Origin of the sequence: Nostoc sp. (genome assembly GCF_036917355.1) — a bacterium.
In the GTDB taxonomy this organism is placed as follows: Bacteria; Cyanobacteriota; Cyanobacteriia; order Cyanobacteriales; family Nostocaceae; genus Nostoc.
The window spans coordinates 1-20948 of the sequence record NZ_JBALDP010000054.1 but is presented as its reverse complement, the minus strand read 5'-3'; the positions used below and the strand labels follow the sequence as shown (position 1 = coordinate 20948).

21 protein-coding genes and 1 tRNA gene are annotated in these 20948 nt (G+C 42.8%); 10 read left to right on the top strand and 12 right to left on the bottom strand.

The genetic code is table 11. The features are described from left to right. Positions 1-989: 989 nt before the first annotated feature. The 3 genes from thiD to V7K53_RS15840 all read left to right on the top strand — a co-directional run bounded on the left by thiD (position 990) and on the right by V7K53_RS15840 (position 3323). Positions 990-1823: a bifunctional hydroxymethylpyrimidine kinase/phosphomethylpyrimidine kinase gene (gene thiD, locus V7K53_RS15850; RefSeq protein WP_335198462.1), complete on the top strand. Its 834-nt coding sequence runs from the start codon at positions 990-992 to the stop codon at positions 1821-1823. 192 nt (positions 1824-2015) lie between these two features. Beyond that, positions 2016-2624, top strand: a complete 609-nt coding sequence (locus V7K53_RS15845) for a hypothetical protein (RefSeq protein ID WP_335198461.1) — start codon at positions 2016-2018, stop codon at positions 2622-2624. Between the two features lie 360 nt (positions 2625-2984). Further along, on the top strand, positions 2985-3323 hold the full coding sequence (locus tag V7K53_RS15840; RefSeq protein WP_012410794.1) for a P-II family nitrogen regulator: 339 nt from the start codon (positions 2985-2987) through the stop codon (positions 3321-3323). Between the two features lie 116 nt (positions 3324-3439). On the opposite strand, the gene rdgB is transcribed toward V7K53_RS15840, so the two are convergent. Both rdgB and V7K53_RS15830 read right to left on the bottom strand, forming a co-directional pair. Beyond that, the gene (gene rdgB / locus V7K53_RS15835; RefSeq protein ID WP_335198468.1) at positions 3440-4018 is read right to left on the bottom strand and encodes an RdgB/HAM1 family non-canonical purine NTP pyrophosphatase; all 579 of its coding nucleotides are present in this window, start codon (positions 4016-4018) and stop codon (positions 3440-3442) included. 86 nt (positions 4019-4104) lie between these two features. Beyond that, positions 4105-5541: a phosphoglucomutase/phosphomannomutase family protein gene (locus V7K53_RS15830; RefSeq protein ID WP_335198460.1), complete on the bottom strand. Its 1437-nt coding sequence runs from the start codon at positions 5539-5541 to the stop codon at positions 4105-4107. A 313-nt stretch (positions 5542-5854) separates the two neighbouring features. Here V7K53_RS15830 and V7K53_RS15825 point away from each other — a divergent pair, with 313 nt between their 5' ends. Next, positions 5855-7027, top strand: a complete 1173-nt coding sequence (locus V7K53_RS15825; protein WP_335198459.1) for a DNA cytosine methyltransferase — start codon at positions 5855-5857, stop codon at positions 7025-7027. A 33-nt stretch (positions 7028-7060) separates the two neighbouring features. Here V7K53_RS15825 and V7K53_RS15820 read toward each other — a convergent pair whose 3' ends face one another. The 5 genes from V7K53_RS15820 to V7K53_RS15800 all read right to left on the bottom strand — a co-directional run bounded on the left by V7K53_RS15820 (position 7061) and on the right by V7K53_RS15800 (position 12120). Continuing rightward, positions 7061-7798 (bottom strand): SinI family restriction endonuclease, encoded by a 738-nt coding sequence (locus tag V7K53_RS15820; RefSeq protein WP_335198458.1) that lies wholly within the window; start codon positions 7796-7798, stop codon positions 7061-7063. Positions 7799-8056: 258 nt separating this feature from the next. Beyond that, on the bottom strand, positions 8057-8536 hold the full coding sequence (locus V7K53_RS15815; RefSeq protein WP_322673704.1) for a plasmid segregation centromere-binding protein ParR: 480 nt from the start codon (positions 8534-8536) through the stop codon (positions 8057-8059). 5 nt (positions 8537-8541) lie between these two features. Further along, positions 8542-9699, bottom strand: coding sequence for a ParM/StbA family protein (locus V7K53_RS15810; RefSeq protein WP_335004897.1), 1158 nt, complete (start codon positions 9697-9699; stop codon positions 8542-8544). Positions 9700-9938: 239 nt separating this feature from the next. After that, positions 9939-10571, bottom strand: a complete 633-nt coding sequence (locus V7K53_RS15805) for a DedA family protein (RefSeq protein ID WP_335198457.1) — start codon at positions 10569-10571, stop codon at positions 9939-9941. 466 nt (positions 10572-11037) lie between these two features. Further along, positions 11038-12120, bottom strand: coding sequence for a Gfo/Idh/MocA family oxidoreductase (locus tag V7K53_RS15800; protein WP_335198456.1), 1083 nt, complete (start codon positions 12118-12120; stop codon positions 11038-11040). 338 nt (positions 12121-12458) lie between these two features. Here V7K53_RS15800 and queC point away from each other — a divergent pair, with 338 nt between their 5' ends. After that, on the top strand, positions 12459-13136 hold the full coding sequence (gene queC, locus V7K53_RS15795) for a 7-cyano-7-deazaguanine synthase QueC (protein ID WP_094347285.1): 678 nt from the start codon (positions 12459-12461) through the stop codon (positions 13134-13136). A gap of 45 nt (positions 13137-13181) precedes the next feature. On the opposite strand, the gene V7K53_RS15790 is transcribed toward queC, so the two are convergent. Together V7K53_RS15790 and V7K53_RS15785 are read right to left on the bottom strand one after the other, a co-directional pair. Continuing rightward, positions 13182-14576 carry a hemolysin family protein gene (locus V7K53_RS15790; RefSeq protein WP_335198455.1) on the bottom strand — a complete coding sequence of 465 codons (1395 nt, stop codon included), beginning with the start codon at positions 14574-14576 and terminating at the stop codon, positions 13182-13184. 109 nt (positions 14577-14685) lie between these two features. Beyond that, positions 14686-15387 carry a hypothetical protein gene (locus tag V7K53_RS15785; protein WP_335198454.1) on the bottom strand — a complete coding sequence of 234 codons (702 nt, stop codon included), beginning with the start codon at positions 15385-15387 and terminating at the stop codon, positions 14686-14688. A 295-nt stretch (positions 15388-15682) separates the two neighbouring features. On the opposite strand from V7K53_RS15785, the gene V7K53_RS15780 reads away from it, so the two are divergent. Continuing rightward, positions 15683-15755, top strand: a tRNA-Ile gene (locus V7K53_RS15780). A 206-nt stretch (positions 15756-15961) separates the two neighbouring features. Here V7K53_RS15780 and V7K53_RS15775 read toward each other — a convergent pair. Next, on the bottom strand, positions 15962-16393 hold the full coding sequence (locus tag V7K53_RS15775; RefSeq protein ID WP_335198453.1) for a hypothetical protein: 432 nt from the start codon (positions 16391-16393) through the stop codon (positions 15962-15964). A 106-nt stretch (positions 16394-16499) separates the two neighbouring features. On the opposite strand from V7K53_RS15775, the gene pyrE reads away from it, so the two are divergent. Both pyrE and V7K53_RS15765 read left to right on the top strand, forming a co-directional pair. Then, positions 16500-17123: an orotate phosphoribosyltransferase gene (gene pyrE / locus V7K53_RS15770; RefSeq protein ID WP_334838377.1), complete on the top strand. Its 624-nt coding sequence runs from the start codon at positions 16500-16502 to the stop codon at positions 17121-17123. A gap of 20 nt (positions 17124-17143) precedes the next feature. Further along, complete coding sequence (locus V7K53_RS15765; RefSeq protein ID WP_335198452.1) at positions 17144-17473, top strand: hypothetical protein; 330 nt, start codon at positions 17144-17146, stop codon at positions 17471-17473. 146 nt (positions 17474-17619) lie between these two features. On the opposite strand, the gene V7K53_RS15760 is transcribed toward V7K53_RS15765, so the two are convergent. Beyond that, positions 17620-19134: an ATP-binding protein gene (locus tag V7K53_RS15760; RefSeq protein ID WP_335198451.1), complete on the bottom strand. Its 1515-nt coding sequence runs from the start codon at positions 19132-19134 to the stop codon at positions 17620-17622. Further along, the gene (locus V7K53_RS15755) at positions 19131-19814 is read right to left on the bottom strand and encodes a response regulator transcription factor (RefSeq protein ID WP_335198450.1); all 684 of its coding nucleotides are present in this window, start codon (positions 19812-19814) and stop codon (positions 19131-19133) included. The genes V7K53_RS15760 and V7K53_RS15755 overlap by 4 nt, the downstream gene beginning before the upstream one ends. Positions 19815-20092: 278 nt before the next feature. Between V7K53_RS15755 and V7K53_RS15750 the strand changes: the two genes are divergently transcribed. Continuing rightward, positions 20093-20362: a hypothetical protein gene (locus V7K53_RS15750; protein ID WP_335198449.1), complete on the top strand. Its 270-nt coding sequence runs from the start codon at positions 20093-20095 to the stop codon at positions 20360-20362. A gap of 146 nt (positions 20363-20508) precedes the next feature. Further along, positions 20509-20948: hypothetical protein (locus V7K53_RS15745; RefSeq protein ID WP_335198448.1), on the top strand; the 440-nt coding region annotated here is incomplete at its 3' end.

The following is a 20948-nucleotide window of genomic DNA, read 5'->3' as shown; positions in this document are numbered from 1 at the left end:
ATGTGTAAGGAAAATTGGTAGTACAATTTCAGCAACTTTCTTTAGTTGCTGAGTAGTTATTTGAATGAGTCATCTATCTGCACTGTTAAGGACAGTCACAGTTATCCGAGCGCGAATTAAAATCGCGTCGATTATAGAAACGCTGTTGTAAACCTGAAAATTTTTTCTCCTGTCAACCGTTGATGGTTAAACTAGAAATATCGATACCGTCAATCGTCAGAGTTTTGTTGAGAGTAATTGGACGATTAGCGTGTAGATGCTTCTACTCCAGACTTGTCGCCAGATATCCTCTTAGCAAGACTGGATGGAGTTGAATTGAATCGTATCTTTAGCAGCTGCGTAGGCGTAGCCCGCACTTCGACAAGCTCAGTGACCATCGTAGACATTGCTGCTCTTTATAAACCAGCTTTAGCATCTGCTTTTTTCAATAAAACGATCGTATTTGGCATAGTAATTCCTCTGAACTTTATGCGTTGTTTTCGGTCAGGAGGTTGCCAAATCTGCATGGTAAAATTCACCCTTGGCTGATAACTGGGAACTTAAAGTTAAAGCGATCAAAGTTAAATTGGTTGAAACTTTAGTTAGGTTGACCCTTTAAGTTAAGGGGACTAATGTAACAACTTAGTTGAACCTGTTTTAAGCGGTGTAACTGAGCGTTGTGAACTTAGTTAAAACTAACCTTTACAAATAGCACTTGATATCAGTAAAAGCCCGTAATGTGGTAAGTTTTTTTACAACAAAACTCAAAACACTATGGATATATCTGGTGGAGTTCTATTAATTTCCAGAGTGATATGAGAATAAAAAGCGCTTTGCGCAAGGATTTGATGAAGTTTCTCTAAATATTTTATTTTGAAAGAAAGGACTAGTACCGCAAGTCAAAAGTTAACACTGAGCGATCGCGCAGGAAGAAAGAGGATTTTAGTCTAGTTCATCAATCTTTGAGATAGTTTGGTTTGATAACGCTAACTTACTTAATCTTCAATAATATGAACACTGAAATAAACTCCAGAATACCTGTTGCTTTAAGCATTGCTGGTTCAGATAGCGGTGGTGGTGCCGGAATTCAAGCTGATTTACGTACCTTTGCTTTTCACTGTGTCCACGGTACTAGTGCTATAACCTGCGTCACGGCACAAAACACTCTAGGAGTGCAGAGGGTTGATGCGATGCCAACAGAGGCTGTTGTGGCGCAAATTCAGGCAGTAGTTGAGGATATTGGCGTACAAGCTGCCAAAACTGGAATGTTGCTCAATCAGGAAATTATCTTTGCTGTTGCCCAGCAAGTGGAAGCTTTACAAATCAATAATCTAGTAGTCGATCCAGTAATGGTTTCACGCACGGGAGCACAATTGATTGATGATGATGCTGTAAAGACTCTGTGCCATGCCTTGATTCCCAAAGCGGTTATGATTACGCCTAATCGCTATGAAGCCCAGATTTTGAGCGGTTTACAAATTAATTCTTTAGAGGATATGCAAGCCGCTGCTGAAATTATTCACAAGACTTTAAAGACGAAGGTTGTTTTAGTCAAAGGTGGAGGTATGCAGGGAGATTTGCGTGGCGTTGATATCTGGTTTGATGGGAACAAGTTGGAAGTTTTGACTTGCCAGCAAGTAGAGACAAAAAATACCCACGGTACTGGTTGTACACTATCGGCTGCGATCGCTGCTAATCTAGCTAAAGGAAAAGATTTGTGGCACGCAGTGCAACAGGCAAAGGAATATGTGACTACCGCACTCACTCATGCCCTAGATATTGGCGAAGGGCAAGGCCCTGTGGGACACTTCTTCCCATTGTGGAGACTAGAGACTAGGGATTAGAGATTAAAGACTGGGCATTGGAGATGGGGACTAGAGAAAACTTTTCTCAGTACCTCATCCTCAATGCCCAAATAAAAAATCTTTGCCCTTTCGGTATTTTTCTATTATTCTTGGGCATAGTTTCAGGGGTGACTATCTCTGTTAGCATCTCTGTACGATCTAATTACTTTGATTTTTAATACCAAGCCCCCGATGCGAACAACCATAGGTTCTGTTCACAGAAATTCGCCAACACCGAGTACTCAAGCCTACCCTCCCTCTGTACCACTATCTGTATACAGGGAATTGTCAACAGAGTTGCAAGCAGCACAGGCGAGGCTAAATGCACTCACCACCCAAAATCAGCAACTAGTACAAGAAAATCAACTATTACGCCAAGAAATTATCAAAGTCGTTGAGTCTTTTTCTCGTTTGCAAAATTTTGTGGATTCCCATGCTACAGCTAATTATCCCCAAGCTAACCAAGCTTCTGGTGACGTTAAAAGTACTGCTAAACAGCCAGTAGCACAACCGCGTTCACCTCAGCAGGTTTCTCGTTCGCGGTCATCTGTTGTGTCCAAACAACCAGCTAAAAAAAGCCGCCACCAAGACTTTTCTGCACCTGTAATGGAAATGAATTTTCCGATACCAGAACCAGTTTTTATAGAAGAGCAACAAGTCAGTTATTATTCCACTACTGAGCCAGATGTCAAAGGACTTAATGGCTGGTGGTTAATTATTACCATCTTGTTAATCATGCTGACTGCCTTTAGTGCTGGATATTTCGTTGTGCGTCCCTTGTTTGAACACCAGAAACATTAGTTGATATTCCCACAGTCAGCAGCAGTAGCAGGCTTTCGGGCGACCGTATAATTTGGCTGCAATCACTCTCTAAATATCCGAACAAATCTGCTAAATGATGGAAACGATCTATTTTTAGGTTATAAAAGCTACATAAAATGCTAAATTGACAGCAACTTCTTTTTGTTAGAACCTCAAAGATTATCCAATTAATAAATCCTTGCCGCTTTTTATGTCATAAACCCTCAAGTAAAGCACTTACACTTTAAAAAAGTTGTAATTATTACATATTTTTTAGGAAAAGCACCGCTAGTTACAGCTTCAGACAGCGGATCTGGTTAGATATATAAACGAAGCTAGTAGAAGTCAGGAGTAAAGAAGATGAAAAAAGTAGAAGCTATTATCCGCCCATTTAAGCTAGATGAGGTGAAAATTGCTTTAGTTAACGCTGGTATTGTTGGCATGACTGTTTCTGAAGTCCGGGGGTTCGGACGCCAGAAAGGTCAAACTGAACGGTATCGTGGTTCTGAGTACACCGTTGAGTTTCTGCAAAAACTCAAAGTGGAAATCGTAGTTGACGACAATCAGGTTGATATGGTGGTAGACAAAATTATTGCTGCTGCCCGCACTGGTGAAATCGGCGATGGTAAAATTTTCATCTCGCCTGTTGAGCAAGTGATTCGGATTCGCACCGGGGAAAAGAACACAGAAGCAGTTTAAAAAAGTTATGAGTTAAGAGTTAAGAGTTAAAAGTTATGAGTCAGGACTAATGAATGAAGATTTAGCAGAATTCATAACTCCTAACTCTTGTACAGACGCGATTAATCGCGTCTCTCCTAACTCCTAATTCTCTCTAGTTGCGGAAGTAAAGCTGTAAAAGCCTTGCCTCGATGGCTAATTGACCTCTTCAACTCCTTTGGCATTTCAGCAAAGGTCAATTGCAACTCTTGCACATAAAAAATTGGGTCGTAGCCGAAACCATTATCACCACGCGGTGCATGGAGAATTTCGCCGCGACAAATACCTTCAGATTGTAATACGATCGCACCATCAGGACGAGCGATCGCTACTGCACAAACAAATTGAGCTTGCCGATTTACCTCATCGCCTAATTCCCTCAATAGCCTAGCAATCCGTTCTGAATCGGTTTTGGCGTAACGTGCAGAATACACCCCGGGTGCGCCATTTAGGGCATCTACTTGCAAGCCAGAATCATCAGCAATTGCCCAGTTTCCTGTGGCTTTAGCAATTTGTGAGGCTTTCAAACAAGCGTTAGCCGCAAAAGTTTCGCCCGTCTCTTCAATTTCCAATTCTTCCGGTTTAAGGGTTAATTCCCAACCAGAATTTTCCAGGTAAGCTTGCATTTCCCGCAACTTACCAGGATTTCCTGTGGCTACTACAAGTAATTTAGTCATTGGTAATAAGTCATTGGCCATTGGTAATTAGTCATTGGTCATTTACCAAGGACAAAGGACTAATGACAAATGACTAATAGTTAATTTTACTCTGCCCACTGTTTCGCCCAAGCAAGAGTTTGATGGACTTGCTCAATTGTCGCGGCTTCGCAGTAGAGGCGTAAAACTGGCTCAGTCCCGCTAAACCGAATCATTAACCAGCTTTGATCGGCGAGGCGATACTTGTAGCCGTCAATTGTTTGGCAATCAATCACTGCTTTCGCTGCAATTTCCGTTAAGGGTTGGGTTTGCAGTTGTTGCAAAAGACGCGATCGCACTTCCATACTTGCTAAGGGTAAATCAATGCGATCGTAAGCTGAGGTAAACCCTGTTTTTTTCTGTAAGTAGCGATAATACTCACCTAAATCCAAACCAGATTCGACGATCGCCTCTAGCACATACAATGCTGACAGCAGGGCATCACGTTCAGGGATATGGCTACCATAGCCAATTCCTCCAGATTCTTCGCCACCCAGCAACACTTTTGCTGCCAACATTCTGTCAGCAATATATTTATAACCAACTGCTGTCTCAAAGACTGAGAGGTTATGTAGTGCCGCTACAAGGGGCATCAAGTCGGAACCACTAACAGTTTTGACTATTTCTCCAGTAAAACCGCGCCGCAGGGTTAAATGGTCGATTAGGATCGGGATTAATACTTGGGAACTTAGAAAGTTAGCTTCTCCATCCACTGCTGCGATGCGATCGCAGTCTCCATCAAATACCAACCCCACTGTTAAACCTGATTTATCGGTTTCTCGGTGAGTCTTGATGACTTCAAATAGCTTTGAAAGGTATTTAGGTAAGGGTTCTGGCGCGCCGCCACCAAAGAGGGGATCGCGTTCTGAGTTGATTTCTTTGACTTGATTGCCTAGTAGTCTCGCCAATCCACCAGCCGCAGCACCATGCATGACATCGGCAAATAACGTCAATTTGCCAGATGCGATCGCTTCTCGAAGTTTGGCAATATCAACTTTACGTTCTAGTGCTTGGGTATAACTAGGCCAAGGATCGAATTTTTCTTGCTTACCTGGGGTAGCTGCTAGTGGTACTCCCACCAATAACTGATCTTCTATCTCTTTTGTGACTTCTGGCGGTACTGACCCACCAAAATAACCCTTGACTTTTAAACCCAAATATGAACCTGGATTATGGCTGGCTGTAATTACCAGTGCCCCTAAAGCATTGAGTTCTTTTGCGGCCCAACTATAAGCTGGGGTTGGGGCATAAGTTTCGCTCAACAGCACATCAAATCCGACAGCACTGACAGTATCGGCGACAGCACGAGCAAAGTCTTCAGCCATGAATCGGCGATCGTAACCGACAATTATTGTCCGGCTACCCACCGTATAAAAATACGTATCATATAATACTTTTGCGGCAACTGGCGCGACCAGGGCTAGACGTTCAAAGGTGAACTCGTCACCAATAACGCCCCGCCAGCCGTCTGTACCAAACTTGATTGAGTTAGCTACAACTGGCATCTAGGTATCCTAACTGTCTACTTGAGGATTCTAGCATTTATACAGTGTGCAGAGTAAAAAAAGAATACTAGTAATAATATGTATCTAATAATATTCAACACAAAAGTGAGTCAATTTGTGTATTGTACAAATGCAATGTCTAACGATAAACCCGTTTAAGCCTGCCACATTTATAAAGAGAATAGTGTCTTTGTAACATACTGTTTCAAAATGCTTACACTATTAGAATTGCAGGTATCTATCGTTAGCATTGAAGCAGACTTGAGGGTTCCAGCAAATCGTATATTTGATTAAGGCTGTAAGGATAAAAGCAGTGATAGACAATCAGGCAATAGCAATCAGTTTATTTACAGGAGCAGGTGGACTAGATATTGGGATAGAACAGGCAGGTTTTCGGATAGTAAGTGTTGTTGAGAAAGATCCTGATGCTGCGAAGACTATAGCTTTTAACCGACCTCACCTAAACAGTGCCGTAGCAAGAGATATACAGAAAATCACTGCTCAAAATCTTTTGGAAGAAGGGGGATATATTATTAACCTTGGTAGACCCCTACGTATTGGAGAAGTAGATTTAATAACTGGCGGTCCCCCTTGCCAACCCTTCAGCACAGCAGGAAAACGTGGTTCAGTTATGGACCCACGTGGCAGCCTGTTTATGGACTTTATACGTATTGTTGAACAAGTGCAGCCACGCTTTTTTGTCATGGAGAATGTTAAAGGTTTACTCTCGGCTCCTATTCGTCATAGACCTCATCTGGAACGAGGAACGGGTTATGCTCCTCTAGAACTAGATGAAATGCAAGGGAGCGCTCTTGAGATTGTTTTAGAAGAAATGAAGCGCCTTGGTTATCAAGTTATTTATAAAGTAATGGAAGCAGCAGATTACGGTGTTCCGCAAAACAGAGCGCGAGTAATCTTTATTGGCTCAAGAGATGGTGAATCAGCTACATTCCCTCTGCCTACTCATAGTAAAGATGGCTCTTTATTACCTCAATGGCGCACTCTTAAAGATGCTCTGATAAACTTAGAAGATCCACAACCAGAGTATACTTCCTACTCAAAAAACCGTCTTCAATATTTAAAGCTTTTAAAAAGTGGTCAAAACTGGAGAGATTTACCTAACGACTTGATAAAAGAAGCAATGGGAGGCGCTTACAAATCTGGAGGCGGTAAAGTAGGGTTTTACAGAAGGTTATGTTGGGATAAGCCGTCTCCTACTGTTACTACAAGTCCTTACCAAAAGGCTACAGATATGTGTCATCCAGAGGAACTGCGTCCTCTAAGTGTTCGAGAGTGCGCCAGGATTCAAACCTTTCCAGACTCATGGATTTTCTATGGTTCGACAGCCTCTAAATACAGACAGATAGGTAATGCTGTACCTGTACTCTTAGCTCAAGCTATTGGTGACTATTTACATAGTTTAATGAGACAGGAAAAACCTAAAGGGATACCAGTCTTTGAACAGCTTTCACTATTTAATCACTAAATCCTTAGCCTTTTGATTATTTTAAGACTTTTACTACTGAATTTGTTGCCAGTACTTACTATCTTCTACATATAATGCTGCATGATTTTCAGCGATAGTTTGTCTAACAAAGGCAGCAAAATCTTCTTCAGAAAGATTAGAGCATCCTATTAATTGATTCAGTTCTTTCCAATAGTAAGCTCCATTTTGAGCATTGACTCTATGCCATTTCCGAATGATAGTTCCTTTACGGACACTACTGCTCGAAGTATTTTCAGAATTACTACGGTTTTTAACTTGTAATAGCTCACCTTTCTTGGTACAAAAATCAACCTTATTTATAGTTTCACCCCAAGCACAGTACCAACCATAAAATGATAATTTTTCGGCAAGATATTCTTCTAAAAGAAGACCTAATACGTTTTCTGCCGACATAGAAAGACGATGAGCATACTTTATATGATTAATGTCATTAGTGCTGAGAGTAGGTAAACGAGCAGAAATAATCGTGTCAATAATTTTGTCAGAAACGGTGCCTATCTTCTTACTAGTTCGCTTTGAGGCTCGATTATTATAACCGCCAAAATACTTATTTAACCACTTACTAATGTAATCTAAGCGAGAATTGCATACTTTTAAATATGGAAATAATTCAGGCGAATTACAACAGACGGATAAAACTGTTTTTAAAGAATCATTCCAGAACATCCCAGAACGGAGTTTTACGATATTTTCAGCTTCTGACACGATCAGATTGGCATCAAAATCCGGTATTTTTAGGTTATTGCTCACAGTTACTATTGGGTAAAATCTGCTGTTTCAGTTACTTTTTCTAGTTTTCCCAACAATTCACAAGAAGTAATACCCAAAGACTTACCTAACTCCAAAAACTTCACCACGTCCAAACTTTGTTTGTCAAGCTCATATTTATAGATACACAAATCTCAATAATCTCAATATTTCTATATATAAACATTAATAATCCTTAATAGTATTAACTATTAAGGATTGTTAATATGAGCAAAAACTGCTCACAAACCTGATTTTTCCTTAAAAATCATCGAGAAACTGACTAAGGCGACTGATTACGGGGTCAACCTCTTGAGGAGGGGTAGCAACAGTATAAGAAGTATTATTTACTACTTCTAATTGAGTTGGAGACGGAATGAACGATCGATCGTTGACTATGAGCGCCAGTTGTGCAACTTGTTGAGAAAGTTGCAGTAGATGATGTTCCATCGCCTCCAAACGATTAGATCCCTTGGCAAAAAAACGTTCCTCAAGTCCAGCCACTTGACGTTGCAGTTCACCGATTTGTTGATCTATCGGTGTGTTTACTGCCGTTTGTGGAGCAGGTTGTACAGTTTCCGGTACACATAAAGATTGCCACAAGGCTTCTTTACAGAGGTCGCTGAAAGTCTTGTCTGGTTGTTTTTCCAAATAACTTTCTACTTGCGCTAACAAGCTTTCATCAGCAAGCTCTGGGTTGAACGTGACGGATTTAACTACCTTTTTTGACCATTGGAACATCAGCTTTATGCCCTAGCAGCGCGATTGGAGGATAATTGTGCCTCTCCATAAATATACTGCCCCAAAGCATTCGCCTGACGGGAAGGTGCTGCTAAATGAGCATTAATCTTTGCTTCCTTGAGCAGACGTTGAACGTCGTCCCAGAAGAACTCACCACCGCCGCCAGTAAGAATCACATCGGTGACACGTTCTGGCAACCAGGCTAGCACACGGCTACAGATTTCGCGCGAAAACATCTCCGTAAGGTTAGGAAGAAAATCATCTAGGTTGGTGGGCTTGCTAGCGCCTTTAGGACGATAAAAGCGTTCACCTCTGGGTTTGTTGACAGCGGAAATCAGTGCTAGAGATTGACTATCTGCTCCCTCGATTTCGGCAGATACCAATTCATAAAACTTATTCATGCCGAAGTCTTCGCTCTTAGAAGCACCTCTGGCAAAACGGAAGTTATCTACCATCAAAAGATCCACGGTTTGATGACCAATATCGACGATCGCCACCGATATTTTTGTAAAATCGGGACTGCCAGGGTTTTTCTTGGGTTGAGCTTCAGACCACAGCAAGCTGCCGTAGCCTTCTGGCATAACCCATACCTTACTAACGTTCAGCGACACAGATTCGCCTCGGAAGTTTAACACGTGAGGGCCACCTACTTGGCTAATCAATTGTGCTTTTTCTTTTTCAAATTGCTCTAGGGAAAGAAAAGGTAGACCAAGTACAACTGAGATATCGTCTCTGAGTTTGAAGTAGCCAGCACTTGCTAATACTTTGACTAGTGCAGCTTCTACCTTAGATTGTCCGACTCCTAAATTCGCCCCAAAATCGGCTGCCAGTTGACCAACAGCATATCCATTTCCTTGATACTCCAGCCACAAATCCATTAAGGGGTCAGTAGCCCTGGCTTCAAAAACACCACCGCGTACTTGTTCGATTGACATCTGCTTGACGTTGGCAGGTACGAACACCACACTGCCTGGTTCACGACTCACACAAGTTTTTGTGGAAGTTCTGCCTAAATCAACACTGAGAATAGTTTTTCCCGGAACACCAGTTGGCTTGGGAGGATTATTATTAACAGCATTGATGGGAGTCGATGCTAACGGCTGCCTATTCATGGGTATAGCAGCAGCATTGATTGGGGTAGCGGCGGAAGGTTGGTCTGTCATGAAAGCTCCTAGTTCAAACTTAACTGTAAAAAGTTGTCATGCTCATCTTACAAAAATGCGAGCAACCAGAAATTCTAGGTTGCGTCAAGTGTAGCTAGAAATACGCCAAAAATTAATTCCGGCGATACCTCTGGTAAGCTCTGCCAACGCACATCTAGTATTATTTGGCATAGTGTAGGCGAATTTTGGCCAGATGTAACCCCTGCTTTCACTGCTTTCAAACCAAAAGCGTCCGTGTTTCATCTTCTAGTACGTCTAGTGCGTCTTAACTGGCGCTTGAATATCCAGAAAGCAAATGCTAGAACCAAACCGCCAAGTACGATTTTAGATACAGGAGCAAGGTACTTGTCCACAAGTTCATACTGACTACCCAATATGTATCCTGAGTATGTTAACAAACCTACCCAAGCAGCGCTACCTAATGTTGTGTAAAACAAAAATGGTAGCAAAGGCATATTGCTAATACCTGCGGGAACAGAAATCAAGGTGCGGATTCCTGGCACAAGACGACCAATTAATACTGCTGTTTTACCTTGTCGGTCAAACCACTCTTTAGCTTTGGTAATATCTTTACTGGATATGGCCAGCCATTTGCCATACTTGTCAGCCCAAGCTTTCAAACGGATTTCACCCAAAAACTTACCCGGATAGTACCAAATAAGTGCGCCCAATACAGAACCCAAAAGTCCTGCGAAAAATACACCAATAATATTCAGCTTTGCCTCTCCTGGTTGATATGGACTTGCTGTAAATCCAGCCAGTGGCATAATCAATTCTGAAGGAATGGGGGGAAAAAGGTTCTCTAAAAACATTAGTAGGGCGATTCCCCAATAGCCAAAATAATTGATAGTATTAGTTATCCATTCAAGCATTGAGTCAATTCCTGAAATTGCTGGACTAGTCTTGGTGCTAAATTCAGCTTTAGCTTTTTTAAAGGGTAATTATCCCCGCTTGCTAGAGTCAAGGAAATTTGGTTGCACTAAAAATTAGCATCACAACTGAAAAACAGAGTCAGACAAGTGGAAGCTAGGTGTCTGTTTCATTAATGTCGAGAGTTATAAAAGTTCGTAAGTAGCTCTAGCCATTAAGATTAAGCGATAAATCGCTCACTACGAACCTGACAAAATTAATGGAACGAACTACTAGGTTTTGTTTTCTAATTTTTTAGATCCCCCTTAGCCTGCCTTTTTCAAGGGACTAGGAAGGATCTAAAGATTTGATGGCAAATTTAAAAACATATTCTAGGTTTTCTTCTGAAGTTGGGGCTGTGGGGTATCACCGAGAGAGAAGGGAGAAAATTTCACCTTGTCCCCCTCATACCCCTCATCCCCTCTTCTTCTAGATTGTGGGAGTCAAAGATTGTACCCTTGGTTCCGATTGCCAGTCTAAGGGATTCCAAACTCGATCTTCCAGCGCCATCTGCTCAATTAAACTTGCGAGTCTCAGGGCTTTGAGAGCTTGTTGGCCACCTACTGAGGGTTGATTGCCACCATGTACGCAGTTGACAAAATGTTCTAATTCTGCACTTAGAGGTTGAATATTGCTGGTGTAGACTTTTTCAATCACACCATCTTGCCTGTAAAGTACTTGTCGGTGGTCGGTGAGAGAATTGGCAGGCGTTTGTCGGTGAATCAAAATTTCATTCTTGAGAAAATCTGCCTCAGTAAATGAATTTTTGCAATGGGCGACAATCCGGCGAATTTTTCGGTGAGTGACTTTACTGGCAGTTAGAGTAGCAACAATACCATTGGCAAACCCCAAAGTGGCAGTTACGTAATCTAAATAACCAGAGTCTAGGGAGCGAGTACCGCTAGCAGTCAATTTTGTGACTGGGGAAGCAGCTAATTCCAGAAGTAGGTCGATGTCATGGATCATTAAATCCAGCACAACTGAAACATCGTTTGCCCGATCTGAGTAAGGACTCATTCTGTGGGCTTCTAGCGCCAGTAATTCCTCTGTTTTTAGAACTTGGCTCAGTTCTTTAAAAGCTGGGTTGAAACGCTCAATATGACCCACTTGCAGGATACACCCAGACTCAGCTGCGGCATTTACTAAAGACTCTGCCTCAGAAATACTGGCTGCGATCGGTTTTTCAATCAAAACATGAATTCCCGCTAACAGACAGTTGATGCCCACGGCATAGTGCAGACGGGTGGGAACAGCTACACAAACTGCTTCCACAAGGGGTAGCAGATCGCAGTAATCTTCAAAAAAACGCACCTTGTAGTTGCTGGCAGTTTCTAATCCTCGCTCGACGTTAATATCTGCCACTCCGACTAGTTCAACATCTTTCATTGAACTCAGCACGCGAGCGTGGTGTTGTCCCATGTTACCCACTCCAATCACGCCTATGCGGATTGGTCGTGGCTGGTTGCGCTGTGTATATGGATTCGGTTCTGCCACTGACATGCTATTTTGCACTATTATTCTCTCCTCAACCACCAAATTTAGAGACGCTACGGCCGTTGGCGTTTATACTCGAAAGCCGGTTACGATCCGTCTAAAACCATCCAGATGGTAACATAGAGCCTATGTTTATGAAGAATTTCAAAGTTTGCGATCGGTTCCCGTAATCTAAATATCTTTTGTATAGATATTTCGAGTTTGCTTTGGATTTTACACTTTCTATAAAAATATATGTATTTTTATTAACTTTAAACCTTTCAGTAAAACCTAAGTATAAATTATCCTTGGCATCGCTTTCTGGCATCTTGTTAAGGTTTGATGCAGTGATTTGAAATCCAAAATTTGCAACCGAGATGAAAGCTGTAATTCTGTTATCTGGGGGATTGGACTCTTCCACAATTCTGTACAAAGCTCAAGCTGATGGCTGTGAATGTCATGCTATTTCTTTTGATTACCAGCAGCGACATCGACGAGAGTTACAGTCAGCGCTCAGTGTCGCTCAAAAAGCTGCGATCGCAAAACATCAGGTAGTTAACTTTGACTTACGACAATGGGGCGGTTCGGCCCTTACTGATAATGCCATTGATTTACCCCAGGAGCGATCGCTGGATGAAATGTCTCAAAATATTCCTGTCACTTATGTTCCGGCTCGTAACACCATCTTTTTAAGCTTTGCTCTTAGTTACGCCGAAGCGATCGCAGCAGAGCGTGTCTATATCGGCGTTAATGCCCTAGATTACTCAGGATATCCTGATTGTCGCCCCGACTATATCCAAGCAATGCAGGAAGTTTTTCGCCTGGGAACTAAACAAGGGCGTGAGGGACAACCAATCAAGATTGTTGCACCCCTAATCAACCTGAAAAAAACCGAAATCATCCAACTGGGGAACCAATTGGGAGTTCCTTGGGAACTAACTTGGTCTTGCTATGCAGGTGGAGATGTCGCCTGTGGTGTGTGTGATTCTTGTCGCTTACGGCTAGCAGCTTTTGCCGAATTGGGACTTGTCGATCCACTGGCGTATGCTTCTTGAATGAGGAGTTAGGAGTTAGGAGTGAGGAGTTAAAATTCATAACTCCTAACTCTCAACTCCTAACTCCTCTAAACGTCGCAGCTGAATTTGATGCAGGCGTGGGCCAACAATCGATACCACGGTGAACTCGAGATTTTGATAACAAAATATTTCACCTTTGGCAGGAATTTTCTGTAACTCATACAGCAAAAAGCCCCCTAGTGTTTGATATTCTCTGGTCAGGGGCAAATTGAGATGCAAAACTTCGTTGAGGTCTTCAAGGTTGATTTGTGCTTGCACCAAAAATTTTTGCTCACCTAACATTTGAATCAGTAAGTCTTCACTGCTTTCAAGGTCGTTGGGGTCGCCAATAATTTCGGCAATGACATCTTTGATTGTCACTAGTCCCACAGTACCGCCAAATTCATTCACTACCATGACCATAGCGGGTTTCTCTTGCTGCATCATGGGCAAAAGTTCACTCAAAGGCGTGTGTTCTGGAACAAACCGAGCAGGACGCATCCAAGGTTGGATCTGTGTTTCTAAACTGAGCTTTCCTACAGCCAAAGGTTGTGCCAAATCTTTAAAATAAACAATGCCGCGAACATCGTCTAAAGATTCACCAATTACGGGATAGCGAGAGTAACCAGTAGAAGCCATTTCCCTAAGTAATGTCTGGAAAGTAGCATCTTTCGGCAGTGTGATAATACTGGTGCGCGGGATCATCACATCTTGCGCCATGACATCCCCAAACTCGAAGACATTATTGAGCAATTCTCGCTCTGCACGCTGTAATCCAGTAGACCCCCATTCTGTAGAGATTATCAGTTGCAATTCTTCGGGAGTTACAGGCGGTCGCCAGCCTTGACCTGTGTATTGGATGCCAAAAATCCGTAATAAAAAACGAGTTGATTGGTTAAGAATCCAGATGAAGGGACCAAAAAAACGCACGATCGCTTTTACCGGAGGCCCCAAAAACCTTGCTAGCTGTTCTGAGTACAGCATGGCTAAGGATTTGGGGCATAATTCTCCGATCACAATTTGCAAATAGGCAATTAAGAAAAAGGCGATAGGAATTGATAAGGAATGGGCGAGGAAGGTAGTCATCCCACTGGGTAAAGGCCAGGATCTTAACCAGGCATTCACCAGTACAACAATCGTACTTTCGCCAATCCATCCCAGTGCCAAACTAGAGAGGGTAATACCTAACTGGGTGGTAGATAGCAGTCGGTCAATACTGCGTTGTAACATTTCTACAGCGATCGCTGGAATATCCCCAGCCTTAACTAGCTGGTGAATACGCGATCGTCGCACACTCACCATCGAAAATTCCGCCGTCACAAAAAAGGCATTTATGGCAATCAGTAGTAGCACTGATAACAACCGCAGCGCCACTTCTATCAAACTTAAATTAGGAAAAACACTCACCGCCAAAGCTCGTGTAAAACTCACGTCCTCCATTTAGGGGGAATAGGAAATAGGGAATAGGTTACAGGTTACAGGGTACAGATTATTCCCTATCACGTGTCACCTATCACCTCTCCCATAATCCCAATGCCCAATGCCCTTTCTACCTTTCTACAGGAATATTCAATGCCTCTAGCTTCAATTGTTGAGCGGGATAATCAGTGAGAGCAAGTGATATTTTCTTGACATCATCAAGTAAAGCTGTAGGAATGCTCACTGTACCTGAAAATGCTGGCCCATTTACAGGCAATTCTGTTGGTAAACCCTCTGTACTAGCACTCAGGGTTCGTCCTTTGTCATCGGTAACATCTAAAAAACTATACAGGAAGCGCACAGAATCCTTACCTTTGTTCTGCATTTTCACTTTCAGTAGTAAATCACCACCAGAGTAGCGAGCAGATTGCACAGTCATTGTTACACCCTGACTTTGGGCAGTAACCGGAAAACCTGGTAGGGGCTTTTCTTCAACTACTTCTGGGGGTTTTTCCTCTGGCTTCTGCTTGCTGCTATTGGTTTCTTCATCATCTTCTTCGGGCTTTTCCGATTTAGCGGCTTTGGTCTTACCCTCAATTCGCGCCTTGACTATTTTCAGAATTTCTTCCTCTTTTAATAGCACTAGCCCTCCCTGTTGAGAGCTATTTGCCTTATTGCTGGCAAATTTGGTTGTAGGACGCCCATCTGGTGTAGTCACGCCTTTAAGTGCTGAACTCCCCAGTTCAAAGCCTAAAAACGCGCTCACAGAACCTGCTCCCATCATCAGAATTAACAAAATCAAAGTAAGAAGTACAGTAGAATTTATTTTCATCGCTGACAAGCTATCACAATAGAATGCTGGTCTATTTAAGAATAGTGAAGCTTTTGACCTCAATCCTTAAAGGAACTTAATCAATATTAGTTTGCACTATATCTATGATCAAATTATGTAGTATAAAAATCTAATAAACTATTGTCCAGTATTCACACGTGGTAAATTTGTGCTATATTCATGGAATTGGCTAAACTCAGTGCGTGAGGTATTTTGCTCACTCTAAATTTAGTAAATAAGGTTGACCGAAGAGTTAAAGTAATTTGCTCGTAGCAACCCACAAACCAAAAAACAAGCGCCTTTGGCCGATTGGGGAGGCAACGAACTCATAATTCGTCTTCAGGCTGGTTCGATTCCAGCAGGGCGCACTGAACGATCAAAAAATAGTAATAGAAGGTATGGGGCACTTGTACTGCCCTTCCCTGCGGGACGCTACGCGAACGACTAGGCTCAGGAACCGCGAACGCGAGTGCGTCTCCAAGACTTGTATTGGGATTAGGGGAGAGGTGAGAGGGAATAATCTTTACCCTGTAAGCTGTACCCTATTACCTTCTTCACTCCCCACTCCCCAATCTTACCGAGATGGTAATGTTTCAAACCTGAATTCAGTTCCTACTTTGAGTTTGTTGCTATAGCGAGGAGACACGAGCAGCGATGTGTCATAAGGATTTGGTAAATCAGGAGTACGAATATAAGGATCGTTGCCAACTTGCTGAGTCAGGGCATCATGATATAAAGTATTAACCAAATTAGCATCGCGGGCAATTTCATTTTCTGGGAAGGAACCACCGAAACCAGAACCAGATCCAAAAAATGAGTCTAGCTGACGCTTGAGGCCGCCATTTTCGTAGAAATTGCGATCGTGACTAAAATAAGCTCGTTCGAATACATCATTCGTAGTTTCAGAATTGGGTGTTGCCGTTTGGGCAGATGCAATAGAGGGAAAAGCAATACCAGCAGCAAGCAGTACCAATAAACCACCAAAGGTTTTAAATTTTATACGCACGTTTCTGACTCCTCAACTTTTGCTTTGGGCGAATCTTAATTTATGCTGAAGTTCAGAACTCTGATGAGTTCAACCTTTGGTGTAGCACAACTTTTAATGTTTTGTAATGACGTATCCTACTGAAACTCTTACCCACTCAGATATTTGGGCAACCACTTCTGATTTGACCACTTTACGCCACAAGCTACTAGATTTATTTTGCCAACTTGCTTATCAAGAGGGTGATTTTCTCCTATCTTCTGGGCTGCGTAGTTCTTATTACGTCAATAAAACACAGGTAACACTCCATCCTCAAGGCGCTTTAGCAGTCGGACGATTACTATTTCCTTTATTACCTGTAGATACACAGGCTGTAGGTGGTTTAACAATGGGAGCCGATCCAATTGTGACAGCAGTGAGTATAGTCTCTGTTTATGAAAACCGCCCAATCCCAGCGCTGATTATTCGCAAGGAAGCCAAGGGTTATGGGACAAGAGCTTATATAGAAGGCCCCAGTTTACCAGAGGGCGCAAAAGTAGTAGTTTTGGAAGATGTAGTAACAACTGGGCAATCTGCTCTAAAGGCGGTTGAGCGTCTTAAAGATGCAGGTTATACCGTAAATCAAGTAATTTCACTGATAGATCGACAACAAGGGGGAGGTGAGTTGTACCAGTCAGCGGGGTTGAAGTTTGAAACTTTGTTTTCGATTCAGGAAGTTCAAGAACGCTATCGACAACTTGCAAATTCATGAACAAAAGGAGATAGATAAATATGCAAGCAACACTATCTACAGAACTAACACAAGAAAAAGTCGATAAAGCTGTGAGCGCAATTCTTGAAGTACTAGGAAAGCCAGAAAATGATTTACACCACAAAGCGTTAACAGCTTTTCAGAGTGGCGATTATCAAACTGTAAAGAGACTGGCATCTACGAACTTGACTGATGATTATTGCAAAGCTTTGGGATATCTGGGAGGAGCGCTGAAGCTGACTCCAAACACTGATACTATTTTGGCGGAATCGGCTCGTAGTGCAGCTGAATTTGTTAAAGAAAAAACATTGCAGCACCTTGGTATTAAGATCGCTGATGCTTTGAATTAATCAATGCAAGTGCCAGGCGATCGCTTTTAGGACTTAGGCGCGAGTTACAAAATAACGAACCGCAGAGGACACGGAGAAATCAATCGCCCTCCCGAAGGCGGTATTGTACTTACTCTTTCCGACTTCTTGTAGTAGTAAAAGAGGGATTACTTCATCGGTAAGGTGAGGGTGAACGCTGTTTGACCAGAAGATGTTAAGTCAAGAGTAAGGTCGCCCCGATGTGCCCTGGCAATTTCTCGGGCTAGGCTCAGTCCTAGTCCGATTCCTTCTACCTTGCGGTTACGTGAGGGATCGCCGCGATAAAATCGGTCAAAAATGCGATCGCGATCGCTTAGGGGAATATCTTTTGATGCATTGACAATGGTGACGTGAAGAGTTGTTGGAGTTTGATGAGTACGAATTTGTATCCAGCCGTTGGCGAGATTATATTTAATTGCATTACTAAATAGATTTTGCAAAACTTGAATTAAAAGATCGCGATCGCCTTTTACCCGCAATCCATCAATAAAGTCAGTTTGCACAGTCAAATGGGGAGCGAGCATTTCCACATCTTCTAGCATCTCCATCAGCAACTCAGACATATCCACTTCAACCAGATACAAGCTCATTTTTCCGGCATCTGCCAGAGATAGCAACAAGAGTTTTCGCATAATTCCACTCAGGCGGCGCACCTCATCTAACAGGTTACTTAAGCGCTGTTGTACTTCACTACCGGGATCGACCTGTTGGAGTGTTCGTTCTAGTTCGCCTTGCAAAATAGTTAGTGGGGTTTTCAGTTCATGAGCCGCGTCACCACTAAAGCGGGAAGCTTGAGTAAAACTACGTTCCAAGCGTGACAACATTAGGTTAAACACCTGAATCAGTTCGACAAATTCAACATCAGTTGTCCCAATGGGAATTCGCTGATCTAGCCCTTTGACAGTTACCTGTTGAATTACACCAGTTAATTGCCGGATGGGACGCAAAGCACCGCCAGAAACTAACCATGCTCCCACCGCAACCAATAGCAGCGCTCCCGGAATTGAAACCAGGAAAATATTGCGAATGGTAGCCATATCTCGATCTACGGCTTGCAAGCTAACGGCAATGGCAACCTGAGCATTGGGAAATTTAGTTGCGCCAATTCGCCAGACTGCTGTTGCCGTATTCTCTGTGACAAATTGAGGTGGGCGTGGACGAATCAGTGGTGGCCCCTCAAAGGATGGATTTCTATTGGAGGGTAAAGGAGGTGGTTCTCTCTTTGGGGGCTGTCCTAGAGGTGTCAACTCAAGACGCTTCAGCAACAGACGATTCACCTCAAGATCGGTAGGTAGGGAGTTGGATTGATAAAGTATATTGTTATTTGCGTCCATCACCACCAGGGCGACAGGGGTTTTTGTATTGGTTCCGAAAGCATAAGATAATGAATCTTCGTAAAACTGCCATCGGGAGCGATCGCCTGAGTTTTCTCTTCTGGGAGACGCTGCGCCAGGGGGAGGTTCCTCTCGTGGAGGGAAGTTCGGAGTTGCCCGCATTAAGTGATTTAATAGTTCTGCATCTAGGCGGCTAATCTTAGCATTGTAAATCTGAAACCAGGAAACCGCGCCAAATCCGACTAATGTGCTGCCAGCTAGAGCCGCAGACAATAGAGCAATGCGGAGTCGAAACGAAGGAAGTTTCATGATGAAGAATCTGGCTTGCGAAATCGATATCCAACCCCTCGAATGCTTTCAATCCAGACTGCTTCATCAAGGGGATCAATTTTTTTCCGAATTCGCTGGATACAAACATCCACAACATTGGTATTGGGGTTAAAGTCGTAGCCCCAAACGTGTTCTAAAATTTGGGTACGAGTGAAAACCCGTCCGGGAGAACGCATGAGATATTCCAGAAGATTAAACTCGCGGCTGGTGAGTTCTATCGCCTGCTGATTACAAGTTACTTCCCTAGTGATGCGATCGAGTTTGATCGGGCCAACGCAAAGTAGATTTTGGCGATCGCTCACACTCCGGCGCACAACTGCATGAATTCTAGCCGCTAACTCTTCCACAAAAAACGGTTTAGCGATATAGTCATCCGCTCCCAAATTTAGCCCTTGCAAGCGATCGTCTAGTTCATTCCGAGCCGTCAACAAAATCACCGGAGCATTCCGACCTTGCCGCCGTAATAGTTTTAGAATCGATAGTCCATCTTTTCCCGGCATCATAATGTCGAGTATTATCACATCATATTCGTTGTCTAATGCCCGCAGATATCCGTCATCACCGTTATCGCAGTAGTCTACAACAAATCCCTGCTCCTTTAATCCAGCCCGGACAAAGTTAGCAATTTTCGCTTCATCTTCAACAAACAGAACGTTCACAAGTTTTTATTAATTCATATATTCTTCTATTCTAAATTCATTATTTTTTATTCAAATTACAAAACTGTAATTTAGAAAATAGGAAAGCTGTAATTTTGAGGTGGCTCAATTAGAAATATGAACACCCTAGTAGTACGCCAAGGCAACTTGGCGGGGTAAAGGGAAAGGGGGAAAGGGGAAAGGTTTTTTATCCCTTACCCTTTTACCTTTAACCTTTACCCAACCTCCACCTAACATTTTTAGGTTGGCAGACTACTAGTTTTTGAAGGTTGATTTTTATGAATATCCGTCGAGTCTTAGCCGTAGCCGCAATTCCTTTTTTGATTGGTACATTCGGTTTTGTTGCACCCAATCAGGCAAATGCCGCTAATCAATCTCATCGGAACGCCGAGATTTCACAACAGCCCAACAAACGGCAAATATCTGATGAAAAACCACAAATCAGACATTCTAAACCCCGTCCACATCAGAAAAAGCGTTCTCCCCAACGTCCCCAAGTTCATAATCAAGAAGCAGTTCAAAACCGGGTAGAACGCAATAACCGTTAATTTATGCACCCTTGCATTTTGCCTCGCCCTCAGCGGCGATATCGTCAGAGTATTGTTGTTTCTAAATTACAAAACTGTAATTTAGAAACAGGGCAAACTGTTATTTTGAGAAGACTTAATTAGAAATATAAACCTTTGGAGATTTAATGATGAATATTCGTAGAGTACTAGTAGTAACAGCAATTCCTGTTCTGGTTGGCACATTTGGTTTGATTTCACTCAATCAAGCAAATGCCGCTAATCAATTCGATCGAATTGCACAGGCGCAACAACCGCCCAACGAAGCATCAAACGAACGGCCACGTCCACCCAGACCTGATTTTGCAGCCGCAGCAACAAAATTAGGAGTTACAGAAGCCCAGTTAAAGGCGGCGTTAGGAGTTCCAGCCAATCCGCCAAATCCAGGCGATCGCAATCAACGTCCACCCAGACCTGATTTTAAAGCGGCGGCGACAAAGTTAGGAGTTACAGAAGCCCAGTTAAAGGCGGCGTTAGGAGTCCCAGCCAATCCGCCAAATCCAGGCGATCGCAGTCAGCGTCCACCCAGACCTGATTTTAAAGCGGCGGCGACAAAGTTAGGAGTTAC

Excerpts from the sequence above, each read along its gene's own strand:
- V7K53_RS15790 (WP_335198455.1), bottom strand. The coding sequence starts at position 14,576 with ATGGAGGACGTGAGTTTTACACGAGCTTTGGCGGTGAGTGTTTTTCCT.
- V7K53_RS15750 (WP_335198449.1), top strand. The coding sequence starts at position 20,093 with ATGAATATCCGTCGAGTCTTAGCCGTAGCCGCAATTCCTTTTTTGATT.
- V7K53_RS15810 (WP_335004897.1), bottom strand. The coding sequence starts at position 9,699 with ATGACAGACCAACCTTCCGCCGCTACCCCAATCAATGCTGCTGCTATA.
- rdgB (WP_335198468.1), bottom strand. The coding sequence starts at position 4,018 with ATGACTAAATTACTTGTAGTAGCCACAGGAAATCCTGGTAAGTTGCGG.
- V7K53_RS15830 (WP_335198460.1), bottom strand. The coding sequence starts at position 5,541 with ATGCCAGTTGTAGCTAACTCAATCAAGTTTGGTACAGACGGCTGGCGG.
- V7K53_RS15815 (WP_322673704.1), bottom strand. The coding sequence starts at position 8,536 with ATGTTCCAATGGTCAAAAAAGGTAGTTAAATCCGTCACGTTCAACCCA.
- thiD (WP_335198462.1), top strand. The coding sequence starts at position 990 with ATGAACACTGAAATAAACTCCAGAATACCTGTTGCTTTAAGCATTGCT.
- V7K53_RS15845 (WP_335198461.1), top strand. The coding sequence starts at position 2,016 with ATGCGAACAACCATAGGTTCTGTTCACAGAAATTCGCCAACACCGAGT.
- V7K53_RS15765 (WP_335198452.1), top strand. The coding sequence starts at position 17,144 with ATGCAAGCAACACTATCTACAGAACTAACACAAGAAAAAGTCGATAAA.
- V7K53_RS15760 (WP_335198451.1), bottom strand. The coding sequence starts at position 19,134 with ATGAAACTTCCTTCGTTTCGACTCCGCATTGCTCTATTGTCTGCGGCT.
- V7K53_RS15785 (WP_335198454.1), bottom strand. The coding sequence starts at position 15,387 with ATGAAAATAAATTCTACTGTACTTCTTACTTTGATTTTGTTAATTCTG.
- V7K53_RS15840 (WP_012410794.1), top strand. The coding sequence starts at position 2,985 with ATGAAAAAAGTAGAAGCTATTATCCGCCCATTTAAGCTAGATGAGGTG.
- queC (WP_094347285.1), top strand. The coding sequence starts at position 12,459 with ATGAAAGCTGTAATTCTGTTATCTGGGGGATTGGACTCTTCCACAATT.
- pyrE (WP_334838377.1), top strand. The coding sequence starts at position 16,500 with ATGACGTATCCTACTGAAACTCTTACCCACTCAGATATTTGGGCAACC.
- V7K53_RS15805 (WP_335198457.1), bottom strand. The coding sequence starts at position 10,571 with ATGCTTGAATGGATAACTAATACTATCAATTATTTTGGCTATTGGGGA.